General features: G+C 61.4%; 12 protein-coding genes. 5 read left to right on the forward strand and 7 right to left on the reverse strand.

The features are described 5' to 3' along the window. Nucleotides 1-19: 19 nt before the first annotated feature. The 3 genes from Amn_RS31510 to Amn_RS31520 form a co-directional block, all read right to left on the reverse strand. On the reverse strand, nucleotides 20-346 hold the full coding sequence (locus tag Amn_RS31510; RefSeq protein WP_286299881.1) for a hypothetical protein: 327 nt from the start codon (nucleotides 344-346) through the stop codon (nucleotides 20-22). Next, on the reverse strand, nucleotides 336-2630 hold the full coding sequence (locus tag Amn_RS31515) for a xanthine dehydrogenase family protein molybdopterin-binding subunit (protein WP_286299883.1): 2295 nt from the start codon (nucleotides 2628-2630) through the stop codon (nucleotides 336-338). The genes Amn_RS31510 and Amn_RS31515 overlap by 11 nt, the downstream gene beginning before the upstream one ends. A gap of 160 nt (nucleotides 2631-2790) precedes the next feature. Further along, on the reverse strand, nucleotides 2791-4056 hold the full coding sequence (locus Amn_RS31520; protein ID WP_199202453.1) for a type III PLP-dependent enzyme domain-containing protein: 1266 nt from the start codon (nucleotides 4054-4056) through the stop codon (nucleotides 2791-2793). Nucleotides 4057-4577: 521 nt separating this feature from the next. Between Amn_RS31520 and Amn_RS31525 the strand changes: the two genes are divergently transcribed. Continuing rightward, nucleotides 4578-6158 (forward strand): FGGY-family carbohydrate kinase, encoded by a 1581-nt coding sequence (locus tag Amn_RS31525; protein WP_202367946.1) that lies wholly within the window; start codon nucleotides 4578-4580, stop codon nucleotides 6156-6158. A gap of 69 nt (nucleotides 6159-6227) precedes the next feature. Here Amn_RS31525 and Amn_RS31530 read toward each other — a convergent pair whose 3' ends face one another. Further along, on the reverse strand, nucleotides 6228-6950 hold the full coding sequence (locus tag Amn_RS31530; RefSeq protein WP_199202451.1) for an HAD family hydrolase: 723 nt from the start codon (nucleotides 6948-6950) through the stop codon (nucleotides 6228-6230). A gap of 153 nt (nucleotides 6951-7103) precedes the next feature. Then, the gene (locus Amn_RS31535) at nucleotides 7104-8018 is read right to left on the reverse strand and encodes an ABC transporter substrate-binding protein (RefSeq protein WP_199202450.1); all 915 of its coding nucleotides are present in this window, start codon (nucleotides 8016-8018) and stop codon (nucleotides 7104-7106) included. 500 nt (nucleotides 8019-8518) lie between these two features. On the opposite strand from Amn_RS31535, the gene Amn_RS31540 reads away from it, so the two are divergent. The 3 genes from Amn_RS31540 (at nucleotide 8519) to Amn_RS31550 (ending at nucleotide 11604) form a co-directional block, all read left to right on the forward strand. Further along, nucleotides 8519-8770 (forward strand): hypothetical protein, encoded by a 252-nt coding sequence (locus Amn_RS31540; protein WP_199202449.1) that lies wholly within the window; start codon nucleotides 8519-8521, stop codon nucleotides 8768-8770. A gap of 305 nt (nucleotides 8771-9075) precedes the next feature. Further along, complete coding sequence (locus tag Amn_RS31545) at nucleotides 9076-10554, forward strand: phenylacetate--CoA ligase family protein (protein WP_286299892.1); 1479 nt, start codon at nucleotides 9076-9078, stop codon at nucleotides 10552-10554. An 18-nt stretch (nucleotides 10555-10572) separates the two neighbouring features. Further along, nucleotides 10573-11604, forward strand: coding sequence for a beta-ribofuranosylaminobenzene 5'-phosphate synthase family protein (locus Amn_RS31550; protein WP_199202447.1), 1032 nt, complete (start codon nucleotides 10573-10575; stop codon nucleotides 11602-11604). Here Amn_RS31550 and Amn_RS31555 read toward each other — a convergent pair. Beyond that, nucleotides 11561-12037: an 8-oxo-dGTP diphosphatase gene (locus Amn_RS31555; protein WP_199202446.1), complete on the reverse strand. Its 477-nt coding sequence runs from the start codon at nucleotides 12035-12037 to the stop codon at nucleotides 11561-11563. The genes Amn_RS31550 and Amn_RS31555 overlap by 44 nt on opposite strands. 453 nt (nucleotides 12038-12490) lie before the next feature. Between Amn_RS31555 and Amn_RS31560 the strand changes: the two genes are divergently transcribed. Further along, nucleotides 12491-13717, forward strand: coding sequence for a S8 family serine peptidase (locus tag Amn_RS31560; protein ID WP_286299895.1), 1227 nt, complete (start codon nucleotides 12491-12493; stop codon nucleotides 13715-13717). Nucleotides 13718-13765: 48 nt separating this feature from the next. Here Amn_RS31560 and Amn_RS31565 read toward each other — a convergent pair whose 3' ends face one another. Next, nucleotides 13766-14626: a phosphoribosylaminoimidazolesuccinocarboxamide synthase gene (locus Amn_RS31565; protein ID WP_244750053.1), complete on the reverse strand. Its 861-nt coding sequence runs from the start codon at nucleotides 14624-14626 to the stop codon at nucleotides 13766-13768. Nucleotides 14627-14798 lie beyond the last annotated feature (172 nt).

Consider the following 14798-nt stretch of genomic DNA (forward strand, 5'->3'; position numbering starts at 1 on the left):
TCTGGCTGGTACCAAAACGTCATGCAGCGGGGCAGCGAAATGCTGACGTTTCTAGCCAGCTTTTGGCCGTTCTGATAATTGCGGGGCCTCGGCGCCAGGACCAGCTTTTGCAACTCGCGATCGCGCTTTTCGCCCTGGGGCGGAACCTTCGCTCCTTCGCGCGGGAGAGGCCGTAAAACAGCGCGGCAATCAGCGTCGGCACCGTTGTGCGTGCCTTGTCGACGGAGAGGCTTTCGGCGACGGTCACCTTCTTGTCCTTGGCGATCTCGTCCTGCATGCATAGGAAGACGGTCTTGCCGATGTCGACCGGTCCGGTGATCGCAATCAAGCGCGGTTTAGAAATCATCCCCGACCTTTAGAGCTTTGCAGGCACGCCATATCTTTTCCGGCGTCGCGGGCATTTCCATCTCGCGGCCGGCGCGGCACGGGATGGCATCGGCGATGGCGTTCATGACGGCCGAAATGGCTGCAACCGATCCCATCTCGCCGATGCCCTTGACGCCGGCCGGATTGGTCGTTGCCGGCACTGGCTGGCTGGCAAGCGCCAGATGCGCGGGCATATCACCGGCCCGTGGCATGCTATAGTCCATGAATGAACCCGTGATCAGTTGACCGCTCGCTCTATCGAAGATTGCTTGCTCCATGAGCGCCTGGCCAATTCCTTGTGCGATACCACCATGGATCTGCCCGGCGACAAGAGTCGGATCGAGCACAGAGCCGCAATCGTCGACCGCAGCGTAGGAAACGATTTCGATGGCGCCGGTGTCGGGATCGATTTCGACTTCTGCGATATGACAGCTGTTTGGAAAAGTCGTCGGAGTCTCGGCAGTGATGCGTGTGTCCAGGCTCTCGCCGATTTCGCCGCCATTCTTCATCTGCGCGGCCCAGTCAGCGACTTCGAACAGCGACACGCTATTGGTCTTGGAGACAACATGGAAGCAGCCTCCGCCATAGACAAGATTCACTTCTGCGGTTTGCAGCATGGTCGCGGCAAATTTTCGTGCCTTTGCCAGCACCGCTTCCGCCGCCATGATCGCCGCATGGCTGACCGTCATCGCCGATCGCGAGCCGACTGCGGCGTAGCCGGGTAGTTCTAAACGCGAATCGCCGTGGCGATGCCCGAGCGTTTCGGCTGGTACGCCGAGACGCTCGGCGACGAGGCGGCCGAAGGTAGTGGCATGGCCCTGGCCGGTCGACTGCACGTTGAGCTTAAGGATGACTCGTCCGTCGCCAGGGAAGGCGATCTCGCAGCTCTCGGTCGGCTGCGACCCCGAGTGTTCAAGGGCTGAGGAGATGCCGATGCCGCGCAGGCGGCCGGCTGCTTGCGAAAGCCGCCGCCTGTCCTCGAAGCTCCGGTAGGCCGCCAGGTCCAGGGCTTTGGCGAGTGCCTGTTCGAATTTTCCGCTGTCGTACACGGTGCCGATCGCCGTCGTGTAAGGCATCGCGGCTGGGGCTACGAAATTGCGGCGGCGCAGTTCGATCGCATCGATATCGCTGATTCGCGCGGCTTCCTCGACAATCCGCTCGACGAGATAGCTCGCCTCCGGCCGACCAGCGCCACGATAGGGGCCGGTCGGCACGGTGTTGGTAAAGACACATTTGATCCCGACATCGATGAGCGGGATGTCGTAGCAGCCTGGCAGGCAGCGGATGAAATTGTCGGTTTGTATCTTGGCGGCAGCGACGCCGAGGTAGGCGCCCATATTGGCGAGATGGCGGACGCGCAACGCCAGAAACCGCCCGGTCTCGTCCATCGCCAGCTCGGCTTCGCTTATGGTGTCGCGCGCGTGGTGGTCGCTGAGGAAGGCCTCCGAGCGCGTCGACATCCAGTGGACCGGACGGCCAAGTCTTCGCGCGGCGACGAGCAAAGCGGCATATTCGGGAAACACACCGACCTTCAGCCCGAAGGCACCGCCCACATCGTCGGTGAGGATGCGCATCCTGGTGGCATCGACGCCTATGATGGCGGCCATCGCGTCGCGCACCGGGCGAACGCCTTGCGTGCAGACCCTGAGCGTATAGCTGCCGTCGGCCGCATCGAATTCGCCGGTTGCACCACGCGGCTCGAGCGAGTTGATGAGAATGCGCTGCTGCCGAAACGAGGCTCGCGCGACGAGGCGAGCTTCTGCGATGATCGCCTCGACCCGGCGCGCGTTGGCGTCCGGATCGGCGATCAGCCCCTGCCATTCGATGGCGAGATTGCCACGCGCCTGCGGCCAGACAAGCGGCGAACCATCCGCAGCGGCGTCCTGCAAATCGACAATCGGCGTGCGCTCGACATAGCCGACTTCGACCAGCTCGGCGGCGTCGCGCGCTTGTGCCGCCGTTTCCGCCACCACCATTGCGACGGCCTCGCCGATGTGCCGCACTGCCCCGTCCGCCAGCGGCGGCCGCATGGGATTGACCAAGGTCGCGCCGGCGCGGCCTTGCATGGGTGGATGCAGCGCGATGCTGCCTAGGCCGGCCATATCCGCACCGGTCAGAACCGCGAGCACGCCCGGAGCTGCGACCGCTTTGGCTGTATCGATGGAGGTGATCCCGCCGGCTGCATATGGCGTGCGAACGAACACTGCACAGACCTGCGCGGCCTTTGCCGCGTCAGCCATGTAGCGGCCCTTGCCGCGGATCATCGCGTCATCCTCGACGCGCATGCCGCCAACACGGGTGCGCCGCGGTTCCGCGTGCCGGTCGCCATCGGCCGATACAGCGTTTCCCGACCGCCAAGCCTTTCGATCGGACCGCAGGGCCATTTAGAAGCGGCGTGCGCACGGCTGCCGGCTCTGGCCAGGCTTAGCTGGGTCTCAGTTCCTTCTTCTGGTCAAGGAGGTTGCGCCATTTGTCGAACTTGTTGCCTTGCGCAGTGATCAGCGCAGGCGAACCCGACTTGTCGATCAGCACTTCGGCGGCTGGCGGAATGTTCAGGAATTCCATGTGCTGTGTCGCGCAGTAGGCACCGACGTCGAGGATGACGAGATAGTCGTCCTCGGCGAGTGTTTCCGGCACCATGTAGTCGCCGGGAAGCACATAGTCGTGCCGCAAGATGCCACGCCCGCGCAGGGCCGCGGGAATGCGGTTCGACGTGATCTCGGCCATGTTGGAATCCAGGAAAAGCACATTGTGGCGCCGTTCCTTATATTGTGCCGACGGCATCAGAACCCTCGACCCGTTGGTTAGGACGCGATTGGCGCCCGGATGCTTGATGACGGTGCGCTCGATGCTGAGCAACAGCGCGCCGACATCAGCCAACAGATCACGTGCCGGCTCGAACAGAAACTTCACATCGGCGGGCACACCATAGCGATTGGCGATCTCGCCCAGCCTCTTGAAGTACTTTTCCCAGTTGAAGTGCTTTTCCGAATACGCCCGCCCCTCATAGTCGAAGCCGAATCCTCCCGCGAAATTGATCGCCTTGGCCCTAGGGAAATAGGTTTTGAAGATCATGAACACTTGTTCGATGATGCTGATCATCGCGTCGGAGGAATTTCCGCTGCCGCAGTAGAGTTCGAAGCAGTCGAGATCGCGTCCATGCCCGGCCAGCAATTCCGACAGCGGCGTCAATTCACTGTACTTGATACCGGGCTTGCCCGACCCAAGGCTGTCGAATCGCATATTGATCGAGGCGTTGGGATCGACGGCGAGCAGATGTGAGATTTCATCCATGCTCGAAAGGAACATCGGATGGCCGGTCTTGGCCCATGCGCTGATTTCATCGTCGGAGACATGTCCGGGGGAAATGATGAACTTGTCGAAACCGAACTTGCGCAGGATCTCGTACTCGCTCGGCAATTGCAGCAATATGCCAATGCCGGCGGCTTGGAGCGGCTTCAATATGTGAGGATTGGAGTTGGGAAAGAACGGCACATAAAGTTCAACCCTGTTGTCGATCCCCGCCGTGACCGCGGCACCCTGGATACGGTCGATATTTCTCTGCAGCTGTTCTTCGCTGTAGACGAAGACCGGGGTCCCCGCTTCCGCGGCGATCAGTTGCAGGTCCGAGCGACTGATCCATCCGTCGCCATCGGAGACTTTTCTTGAAATCCTCGCATCGTAGTTCATCGCAACACCTCACTTCGCTTCTGAACGTCCTGGCTTCTTCATGCTTGTTGAAGGCTGACGCGCCGTTGTCGCCCCGATCACCCCGCGACAACCGTAGGCGGGAAAAACATCGAGACCGGTGAAGCTCGCAGCAACCGCTCGTTGGCGCAGTTTAGACGTCGTGCATACTTCATCAGCGCCGTATTCCGATCTTCCTTGACGTCAGAGAAGGAGTGCCTGCAGGCAAGCTAATAGACAAACTCGCTTCACCGGCTAAGTCTCCGGGAAACTCAAAAACTCTCCGTCGCTCGACGATCCCGAGGTGCGACTTCGTTGCTGGAAGTAGTTGACGACTACTAACATATGACGACAGCTTTCGTAAATCCCTTCTGTATCTCTTCTGTTTTTTTGGTGCTAGATTTCTCGTGCGCCGGTGGAGTTGGTTTCGGCCTATACTGATCAAGTTCTCGCTAATTTGAAACTTTCGCGACCCTAAACCGGAAGATTGCAGACATGGTCAACTAAACTTGGTAAGAAAATCAATGCCTTTTCAGGTGCGATCCCAACCGTCCCTTCTGATGGGCATCGACTTCGGAACCACCCAGATCCGGGCAAGCATCTATGCGCCGGACGGCACGCTGGTCGCTGGCGGCAAGGTCGCCACGCCGACGATCAGGCCCGATACGGACAGCGCCCATCACGAACCCGAGGCGGTGTGGGCGGCGACGCTGGCGGTTATTCGCGCCGCCCTTGACGGCATTGCCGAGCCTTCGCTTGTGCGCGGGATCGCCTGCGCCAGCGTTGGCGAGGCCGGCCTGCTGATCGGCGCCAAAGGTGAAGAGCTCACGCCGATCATTGCCTGGTACGACCGGCGAGCCATCGCCGAGTGCCGTGACTTCGTCGGCCGGCTGGGCGCCGATGCGCTGTATGGCATCACCGGTCAGCCGCCCGAGCCCATTCTTGGCATCTACAAGCTGCTTTGGCTGATGGCGCGGCAGCCCAACCTGTTTGCACGCCCGGCACAATGGCTGAATGTAGCGGACTATCTCGCATTTCGGCTGAGCGGCAGAATCTGCGCCGAGTCGAGCCTGGCCTGTCGCACCGGTGTCTTCGACCTGCAGCGGCGGACATGGGCCACGGAGCTGTTGAAGCAAGCTGGACTTCGCCCCGATCTATTTCCTGAACTGCAAGCCAATGGCGCGCCGCTCGGCACAATCCGCCAGCCTGTCGCGGCGGCGACGGGTCTGCCTGCATCCTGCGTCGTGGCGGTTGGCGGGCACGACCAGGCGATGAGCGCGCTTGTCTGCAGCGGGCTGGCCGATGGCATGCTGTCGGCGACGCTCGGAACCACCGAAGCCTTGCTGGCTGCCGTCACCAGCCCGTCCCGCTCGGCAATGCTCGGGCGGCAAGGATTCTGCCAGGGTGTGCTGACGGCCGGACGGCCGCGTCACTATGTTCTCGGTGGCGTGTTCACGGCCGGCGCCTCGATCGAATGGTTCCGCCAGACCATACTGGGCGGGATCGCACATGAACCGCTGATCGCTACTGCGGCAGCCATACCGATCGGCAGTCGTGGCGTCTGCTTCCGCCCACAGCTCGCGCTGGGATCGGCACCGCATCCCAGCCCGCACGCCAATGGCTCGTTCTGGGGGCTGAGCATGGCTGCCGATCCCGGCGCAATGTTTCGCGCCATTCTCGAAGGTCTGGCCTATGAGGCCCGGCTATGCATCGAGGCGCTTGCCGCGCTGCCGGAGGTTGGCGCGATACGACGGATCAACGCCGTTGGCGGCGATACCCGCAATTTGCTGCGCATGAGCATCAAAGCCTCGGTCTCGGGAACGCCGATCGATATCATCGACGTGGAAGATGCCACCAGCCTCGGAGCCGCGTTGATGGCCGGGCTCGGCGCCGGCGTCTATGCCGATCTCGACAGCGCTCTGGCAGCACTTGCCCTGCCAAGGACAACGATCCTGCCGGTGCCAGAAGACCAGGCCTTCTATGACGCCTATTTCAGATCGGTCTATCGCCATGCACCCGCCGCGCTTGCGTCGCTGCGCGAGCCGCGTCCTGGCAGCAAGCTTGGTGCGGCGTACGTTCACCTGGGCACACAAGGTTCGCTCTAACAACATTGGATCTGCGCATCGTTGCTTTTCCGGAAATCGATTCCGATTTTCGAGTCGATGCGTCCGACGTCAATCCATGCTTTCCATCTCGCGGAGGGCGTGTGCGACCTCTGTGAGCGAATTACACAGGACATAGGTGCGGTTCTTGGGGTCGAGTGAGCTTTGGCCCTCATGCTTCCAGGTGATCTCGTATGGGACGTGTATGGCGCGCGCGCCGAGTTTCAGGATCGGGTCGATGTCGGAGCGCAGCGAATTCCCCACCATGACGAAGTTCGACGGGTCGACATCATACTTCGTCAGAATTCGCGCATAGACGGATTGGTCCTTTTCCGAAACGATCTCGACGGCGCTGAAGAAGTCGGCCAAGCCGGAACTCGCCACCTTGTGCTCCTGGTGGAAGAGCTCGCCTTTAGAAATGAGAATCAGCCTGTAGCTCCGCGACAGCTCTTCCACCACGTGTGCCGCACTGTCGATGAGATGCACCGGATGCCAGATGATCTCCTTGAGAAGGTCGACGAGGGACTGAATGTCAGCGACTGCGATGCGACCGTCGGTCACTTCTATCGCCGTCTCGATCATGGACAGAACAAAGCCCTTTGCGCCATATCCGAACAGCGAGAGATTGCGCATTTCGGTTTCATACAGCCTGTGACTCAGATCCTCCGCGGACAGGTAGTGGAGCAGGACTTGCTGGAATTTCTGCTCGGCGGACCACAATATGTTCTCGTTGTGCCACAAGGTGTCGTCACCGTCCATGCCGACGACCAGCCTCTTCTCGACGTCCTTGCTCATGTTCTGTCTCTTTTGATCTTTGCGGCGGCGCCGACCGGTCCGTCCGGTGGCGCGGCGTTGCCAGCCGCCGGGACTGGGCGCAATTTTCTGCCCTGCGGGCAGTGCACCCGGCCGCCGATATGCAGGAGCGCAACTGCGCCGTTTTCGCCGCGGTCAGATTCTGAGTTCGCTCGCGGCGATACGGTTGTCGACAACGTCGTCATATGAGGCGCCGCCGGCAATCAGATCCCAGCTTTGCATCCATGCGTAGGCGCGCTCGAACTCATCGCGCGTATAGGGTTCCGGCTCGACGAAGCGCAGGCGGGGAAGATAAAAGTCGTCTGGCGTGATCGTGCCGCGCACATCCTCGGGCAGCGCCTCGATGAGATAGTGCAGCCACTTCCTCCTGTCCTTGTTGATGACATGGATTGCCTTGATCTCGGCGCGCCGCAGGGCGGCATAGGTTTCGTCGTCGATCTCGGGACCGGCAATCTCCGATCCGGAATAATGCGTCTCGATGATCTTCTGAAATCCTTGCTTCTCGGCGACAGTCAGCCAGGGTTCCGTCAAGGCGATGGCAGCGACCTCGCCATTCTGCACTGCCTTGTAACCGTCGACGTGATGCTGGCCGATCACTTCAATTTCAGAGCGCTGCAGAAAGCCTTCGAGCATTTGCAGCGTCGCGTAGTGGTTGCCGTTGTGATAGCTGACCGAGATCGGCGCATTCCTCAGCGTCTGCGGATAGGTGTAGCGTGAACCGGGCGCCGACACGATTGCCATGACCGCAACCGAAGAACGCTTGCCGATCACCTTGCCGCCACGCCGGCTGTCGAAGGCCCGACGGATCTGACCCCATTCGCAGGCCCGGTAGATGTTGACCTCGCCGTCCTCGAAAGGCGAATGGGTGCGGATGGAATCCACCTGCTTTGGGTCAATCGATGTCAGCGGCAATTCCTGTCGCTGCCGGTTTTCGCGAAACTCGACCTTTATCCCTTCTTCCTCGAAGAAACCGCAGTCCCTGGCAACAAGCCAGGGTAGCGCAAAAACGGTCGATACGCCTCGCCCTTCACTCACAACGCTCCTTAACATCTGTGCCTCCTGACCAGTTGCGGTATTTGGACAACATTTACACCGTCGTAGATGATCTTAGCACGTGCAACCCGTTTCATGAATAATTGATCTGCGTCGAAAAAATCTATTTCAGCCGGGCGCGCCCCCAAACCTGCCTCCGGCCGCGCCGTCGAGCTCGCTCATCGATTTTGCGGGCGTTGCAGGAGGTTAGCGAGCAAAGGCTATCATCGTGCCAGGGCGCTGGCATCCGGCGCACGGTCCTGCCTTGCCAGCGGATTCTTCAGCCACGCTGGAAACGCCAACGCTGTCGCAAACCGGTTATGATTAGAAGGTACTACAAAAGCATCGATAACAGAAAACTAAATGAACACAATCACTTCGCTGATCGTCTGCACTTCATGTCGACTTTTCAGCTATGGCTTATTTGCTTAAAAAGAAAGCTTTTATTCCAAACATGGCCGGTTGCTAGAGACATATGGAAGATGTATGCTACTTCCGCCTAACATTAGGAGGAAGTCATGGAAGAAGTCGTGAAATGGGTTACTGACACTCTGGTTGCGCAGAAATTGGACAAGACCTCGGCGTCGAAGCTGGCTGCGGACCTGACGTCCGAAGTCTCGGCCGAAGTGTCGGCCGAGTCGGCTGCCGAAGCTTCGATGGAAGCCGCCAGCGAAGCTGCCAGTGAGGTCGCCTCCGAGGCGGCGTCGGAAGCGGCAGCGGAAGCCGCCTCAGAGGCGGGAATACCAGGAACCTTCCGGTTCGGCCGTTAATCATCATAGCATGCAGGAACGCCGGTGGACAGATTTCCTGTCGTGCACTGGATGGCAAAGCAGCAACGTCCAAATATTATGGCAGCATTTCAGGCGTTTGCCCTTGACACACGACTGGCGCCGCCGGCCGTTCCGGCGTGACTGAAATCTTTGGTTGTTCGTGCGGCGTCGTCCGCGATCGGAACCATTGCACCGTGGGGTCCGCCATGCGCAAATTTTCGGTGTGCGGGCGGATTCAGTAGGCTGCTCGATTTTTGTTTCTTCACCAAGCGAACCTGCCAGATGATTCCCGGGGGCTGATCCGCATGACGGAGATATCCACGAAACCGTCGCCAGAGACTTACGCCGGCGAACTCGTACGCCGCCTGTCTATGGTCGAAACACCATCGGCGACGGCGCTTCCCGAACTGTTCTACAGGTCCAGCGGCGCATCCGCCTTGCACCGCGCGACGCTGAATTGTCTGCACGACTGGCTGGCGCGCTATACGCTGCGCGAGGCCCGCGCCAACTCGCGCTACTATCGGGAGCATTCGGCCTATGCCGAACTCCCGCCGATCACGCCAGGCGACCCCGTCGATTTGTCTGCTTTGCCGGTCATCGATCGTACGACTGTCGTCGAAAACCACGAATCCATGGTTTCCGACAGGTTGGAGTTGCGCCAGATATGCCATAGCTCCGGCACCACCGGCACGCCGCTCGAGGTCTATAAATCCTATGCGGAAGTCGCCTTCATCGGCGACTATTTCGGCAGCATGTTTGCGCCGCTGCGCAAGACGTTCGCCAAGATGCCGCTCGGTTTGTCGTTTCCAAATGTCAACCATGGTATGCCGCTGCCGATTCCCGGTTTCGGCAAGACCTTCCATGGTGGCGTCACCGACGACACGCTGATCCGCGATGCGGTGCGCGTGCTCAGAACCAGGTACCGTATTCCCGGCCACAATGATCGCATATCGGTGCTGTCGGGACTGGAGCACCACATTCTCTTCTTCACCAGTTTCCTGATGGAGCAAGGCATCGATCCGCGCGGATTCGGGCTGCAATCCGTCAACATCACGGGCAACCTCGTCGCTAGCCATTGGCGTGACTTCTTGGCCGATGCCTGGGGCGCGATCCTCAACGACCGCTTCACGCTGACTGAATTCGTTGGCGGCGCCTCGCGTCTCGGCAGCAGCGAGGAATTCGTGCTTGACCCGCAGATCATCGGCGAGGTCGTCGATGACGACGGCAAGCCGGTCGAGGAAGGTGTCGGCCGCCTGGTGCTCACCGGCCTCGCGCCGTGGATACAAATGCAGCCGTTGATCCGCTACGACACCGGCGATCTGGTCTGGCGCACACGCCGTGACGATCTGTCGAGCATGACCTTCCGCTTCCTCGGCAAGCAGAAGAACGCCATCAGCCGCAAGCTGAACGGCAAACGCGAATGGCTGTTGTTCTCAGGGCCGCTGAACGAAATCCTGTCCCCGATCGCCGATATCCGCCTCTATGATTGGTTCGCCAATGTGCGAGTCGCCAAGGACCGGACCATTGGCTCGCTGCCTGTCATGGCCGTGAAGGCAAGTGAAGGCGACGCCGGCAAGATAGCACTGCGGATCGCCATCGAACTGCGCTATGCGCCCCACTGTTTTCGCGAGCGGACGCGAGCGATCGCCGAGACCATCACCCAGCAGCTTCGCGACGTCGAAGGGACCACGCTCGGCGGCGCCATGGACCGTGGCGAGGTCGCCCTCGAATTCGACTTTAGGCCGCCAGAGGGCCTGAACGAACCCATCGTGATCAAGATCTGATTTCGCGGGAAACCAGCCATGTCCTTCCAGCCGATCGCCATCGAATCTCCATGCCGCCTCTCTTTCACCTTGATCGATCTGACGGGAGCGACCGGCAGGAAGAACGGAATGGCCTCCATGGTGATCGAGGATCCAAGCTTTGCTTGCCGCGTTTGTGCGAGCGACCGCGACATCGTCGAGGTCGATGATGCAGGATCGGAGTACCGTGAGCACATTAGCGACTATCTCGGAAAGCTGCGCCGCGAGCTCGGCGGCGGGCATGTCAGAATCGTCGTCGATCGACCCATACCGACCCATTCCGGGTTCGGCTCCAAGACCAACACCCTGCTGTCGATCGGCAAGGCGTTCGCGGCCGCCCATGGCCTGGACGTCACCACAGACCGCCTGGCTGGCATCGCCGGGCGTGCCGGCACGTCCGGGGGCACGGTCAACCTGATCGACCGCGGCGGCTTCCTTGTCGACGGCGGCCACGCAACGCCGCCGGGCTTTGCCGAAGCGCCCAACAAATATCTCTTGCCAAGCCGCTATGCGGGGGCTGGCCGCCGGCCGCCGGTGCTGATCTCGGCAGCTTTCCCCAGCTGGCCGCTGCTGATGATCCTGCCGGCCGGACGACACATCCACGGCGATGCGGAACTGAAGTTCTTCCAGTCGACGTTGCCGATCCCGATCGAGGAGACCCGCCGCACCGCCCACATTGTACTGATGAACCTTGCTCCCGCCGTGCTCGACCAGGACTATGGAGCATTCTGCAATGCACTCAACGCCATCACCTTCGAAAGCTATTTCAAGGGCCGCCAGATCGCCCTTCAGAACGAGAACCTGAAGCACGTCGTCACGAACGCCCGCGACAATGGCATCGACGCCATCGGCATGAGCAGCATGGGGCCGGTCTGCTTTTCCGTCACACAGACACCGGAGCGCGCCCGCGCCTGGCTCGATGAGCTTCAGGCGCGCGGCGTCGTGCGCCGCCACTGGTTCACGCGGGTGGCCAACGGTCCTGCAAAGGTCACGCAGTTGCCGGTCGCCGCAGAACAAGCTCGCACCGGGTGAGGCGCAAGCTGTCTAGCTCGTAGCCAACAGTGCCTTCGACGCTGAAGCCGTCGAGAACAGCATTCAGCCAATAGCGCTGGTCCGCCCACATGCTGTCGAAAGGCAATGCGTCGAGCGCGTGCCACGACAGCGCCCCCTCCCGTTCGAAGGCGTCGCCTTCCAGGGCCGTGGCGACGAAAATATCGACACTCAGTTCCAGCGATTGCGGCGCGGGGAATAGCAGCGTCAGCGATCCGCGCGGCGAAGGATCGACAACGCGCAGGCCGGTCTCCTCCAGCACCTCGCGGACCACTGCCTCGGCGGCGGTCTCACCAGGTTCGATCTTGCCACCGGGGCCGTTGAGCATGCCTGCCCAGATTCGCCCGGCGGGCCGCTGCTGCAGCAGCAGCCTGCAGGAACGGAGGATGAGGCAGGTCACCGTTCGCAGCGGCATGGGTGGTCCTCTCGGGGAACGTCTGAACGATCGCGGCCCCATCGCCATGGAAGCAACATGTTGTCTGACACCGCCGGGAAACAATCAAGATCAGGCTGCGGCTGTCCGAGAATTCTCCGGTGAGAATTTAGGGTCTTCTTGGAGAATTACGGAGATTGTGAACTACCGGTCATCAAGTATCGATGGTAGATTCTACGGTCAAGCGGATGCTAGCGCCGCGTTGCCTTAGCGTCCGAAGATATAACGACCTACTTGTGTTTCAGTTTACAGAACCCGTGGACTGCGCCGGGGAGGAACGGCATGGAGAGTACGAGCGATCGCGTCAGCTTCTATGAAGCGGCACCACGGCTGGCAAACGGGCGCCATCTGTTCGAAGGCGGCCCTCTTCCCACGACCGACAATCTCGAAGCGTTCCGGGCGGGCCCGGCGGAGCTCATAGCCGCCGAAGGGGCATTGCGCGCGCTCGGGCTTACGCCCGTCGCCCGCAATGATTTCACCATCACGATCAGCGTCGACGCGTTGCGGCCGATGGCAGGCTTCTGCGTGGCGAGCATGGACGATGCATCCTGCTTGCGGCTTCGCGACCCGGCGTCCGATGGGTATGTCGGCGGCCTGGCAGTGCTTGCCCCAGGTGAATTCAGTGCGCTGCCGCCGCTGCCGCCGCCAGCCGGCTATTTCCATCTGCGGGCGCCGGGCGATTTGCAGGTCGTTCTCAACGGCGTCAACGCCGCCGCCGCCGGTTGGACCGGCCGCGGCACGCACGTCGCCGTGGTTGATTCCGGCTGCTATGTCGAGCATCCGTTTTTCCGTCAGCGCAACGCCGAGATCACCGTGGTGCTCGGCCCCGGCGCGTCCGATCCTGACGTGGACACACTTGGCCATGGCACGATGATCTGCGGCAACGTCGTCAGCATCGCGCCACGCACGCGCGTCACCATGATCAAGACGACGGATGACGCTTCGTTGGCCGCCTTCAAGCAGGCGGTGGCGTTGAAGCCACGCCCGGACGTGATCCAGAATGCCTGGGGAAACCCGTCGGACGGCAGCATCGTCACCGCTTATGACAGAGCGGTTCAGGCGGCGGTGCTGGACGCCATTGCCAAGGGCTGCGTGGTGGTGTTTGCCGCCGGTAACGCCAAGATCCTGTTCCCACCGCAGATTCCCGAAGCCATCGGGGTTGGCGGCGCCTATATCAACGAGCGGGGCCAGATTATCGCTTCGACCTACGCCAGCGGCTATCGCAGCGTCGTTTTCGACGGGCGGATCGTTCCGGACTTTTGCGGCCTGGTCGGGCCGTGGCCGGCCGGGGTCTACATCGCTCTGCCGACCGCGCCCGGATCGATCATCGACAGCTATTCGGCCGACAGGCGGTTTCCCGACGGCGACGACGGCTTTCCTGACGACGGCTGGGTGGTGATCAGCGGGACGTCCGCCGCCTCGGCGCAAGTGTCGGGCGCGGTCGCACTGCTGCGCCAGATCGACCGGAAGCTCAACCAGGCAGCGGTAAAGGAGATCCTCGCCCGCACAGCGCTCAAGGTGGACATCGGAACCTCCGCGCAAGGCTCGCCGTCGGGTCCGCCCTATCCCAATCTGGCCACCGGCTTCGGGCTGATCGATATCGGTCGGGCGATCGAGACTCTTGAGGCGGATCACGCTGCGAAGAAACCGAAGACAGACTGAACCTCGGCGTCACCACGCTCGGCTGTCGCTGAGGCCGGGCGCCGCAACTCATGCCGCCAGATGGCGGATCAACACCCGGTCGACCTCTTCCACCGCCTCGTCGAGAGGCCGAGCGCCCCACACCGTCTGGCCCGTCCAGCTTTCGCACAGCGCCCGGTACATTTCGGCGACCGCGGCCAGCAAGTCGACGGGAAGCCGTTCGGGCCTCGCCCATTTTTCGCGCGGCACGCCCGCTGCTACCAATTTCTGCACTTGCCGCTCGAGGTCGTGAGTCAGATAGTAGTCGCGCAAGGGCTGCTTCGAAACATGCCGGCCGGCGAGCAGGAAGCGGTTCTCGTCAGGCGTGCCGGCGACGTCGACCAGCATGATCCGGCCGTCATCGTCGACGCCGTACTCGACCTTGCCATCGGCACAGATGAGACCGCATCGCGCGGCAAGGCTGCAGACCACCGCATTGGTGTGCAGGGTTAGCTCGCGCACCGTGGCAAAATCCTCGGCATCCAGCCTGGCGATCTCCCGCGCTTCGTCGGCCGGGATGAACCTGTCGATCTCCTCCAGCTTGGTAGTGAATTCAATGATCGGCTCTGCCAGCCAGGTATTGGCCTCCGGCAATGCCTCGAGCCCTAGTTCCTCAAGCGTCACCTTGCCCGCCGCGAGCCGCCGGTAGACCGAGGCGCCTTGCGGCAACATGTTGCGGTAGATCACCTGCAGCGGGATCAGGCGGGCGCGGTCGCCCTCGTGGAGTTCGCCGTGGGCCGGGTCGAGGACGTTGAGCAATCGTACATTAATCGAGCGCGGCGGGTCGAAGGCAATCAGGTGGGTTGGAACACCGGCCTTTGCCGCCTCGCGCAAGGTCGCCACCGCCATGCGGGCGATCACTTCGCCCTTGTCGGGGATCTGGTCGGGCATCTTGCTGAAATGGAAGACAGAGTAGTCGTCAGTGAAAACGAACGCGCCATGGCCGCTTCGCCCTGGTTTGGGAGCTTCGATGACGCGAAGGTCTTTGGTTGACCATCTTTTTGGAATTGTACGTCTCCCATTTCTATCGAGCCAGCTTGATGACACTAACAAGAAGCTGCGC

Origin of the sequence: Aminobacter sp. Y103A, assembly GCF_030294925.1 — a bacterium.
Taxonomy (GTDB): domain Bacteria; phylum Pseudomonadota; class Alphaproteobacteria; order Rhizobiales; family Rhizobiaceae; genus Aminobacter; species Aminobacter ciceronei.

What these genes read in the sequence shown, in the direction of transcription:
- Amn_RS31510 (WP_286299881.1), bottom strand. Translation starts at nt 346, where the DNA reads ATGATTTCTAAACCGCGCTTGATTGCGATCACCGGACCGGTCGACATC.
- Amn_RS31515 (WP_286299883.1), bottom strand. Translation starts at nt 2,630, where the DNA reads ATGATCCGCGGCAAGGGCCGCTACATGGCTGACGCGGCAAAGGCCGCG.
- Amn_RS31520 (WP_199202453.1), bottom strand. Translation starts at nt 4,056, where the DNA reads ATGAACTACGATGCGAGGATTTCAAGAAAAGTCTCCGATGGCGACGGA.
- Amn_RS31525 (WP_202367946.1), top strand. Translation starts at nt 4,578, where the DNA reads ATGCCTTTTCAGGTGCGATCCCAACCGTCCCTTCTGATGGGCATCGAC.
- Amn_RS31530 (WP_199202451.1), bottom strand. Translation starts at nt 6,950, where the DNA reads ATGAGCAAGGACGTCGAGAAGAGGCTGGTCGTCGGCATGGACGGTGAC.
- Amn_RS31535 (WP_199202450.1), bottom strand. Translation starts at nt 8,018, where the DNA reads ATGTTAAGGAGCGTTGTGAGTGAAGGGCGAGGCGTATCGACCGTTTTT.
- Amn_RS31540 (WP_199202449.1), top strand. Translation starts at nt 8,519, where the DNA reads ATGGAAGAAGTCGTGAAATGGGTTACTGACACTCTGGTTGCGCAGAAA.
- Amn_RS31545 (WP_286299892.1), top strand. Translation starts at nt 9,076, where the DNA reads ATGACGGAGATATCCACGAAACCGTCGCCAGAGACTTACGCCGGCGAA.
- Amn_RS31550 (WP_199202447.1), top strand. Translation starts at nt 10,573, where the DNA reads ATGTCCTTCCAGCCGATCGCCATCGAATCTCCATGCCGCCTCTCTTTC.
- Amn_RS31555 (WP_199202446.1), bottom strand. Translation starts at nt 12,037, where the DNA reads ATGCCGCTGCGAACGGTGACCTGCCTCATCCTCCGTTCCTGCAGGCTG.
- Amn_RS31565 (WP_244750053.1), bottom strand. Translation starts at nt 14,626, where the DNA reads ATGCCCGACCAGATCCCCGACAAGGGCGAAGTGATCGCCCGCATGGCG.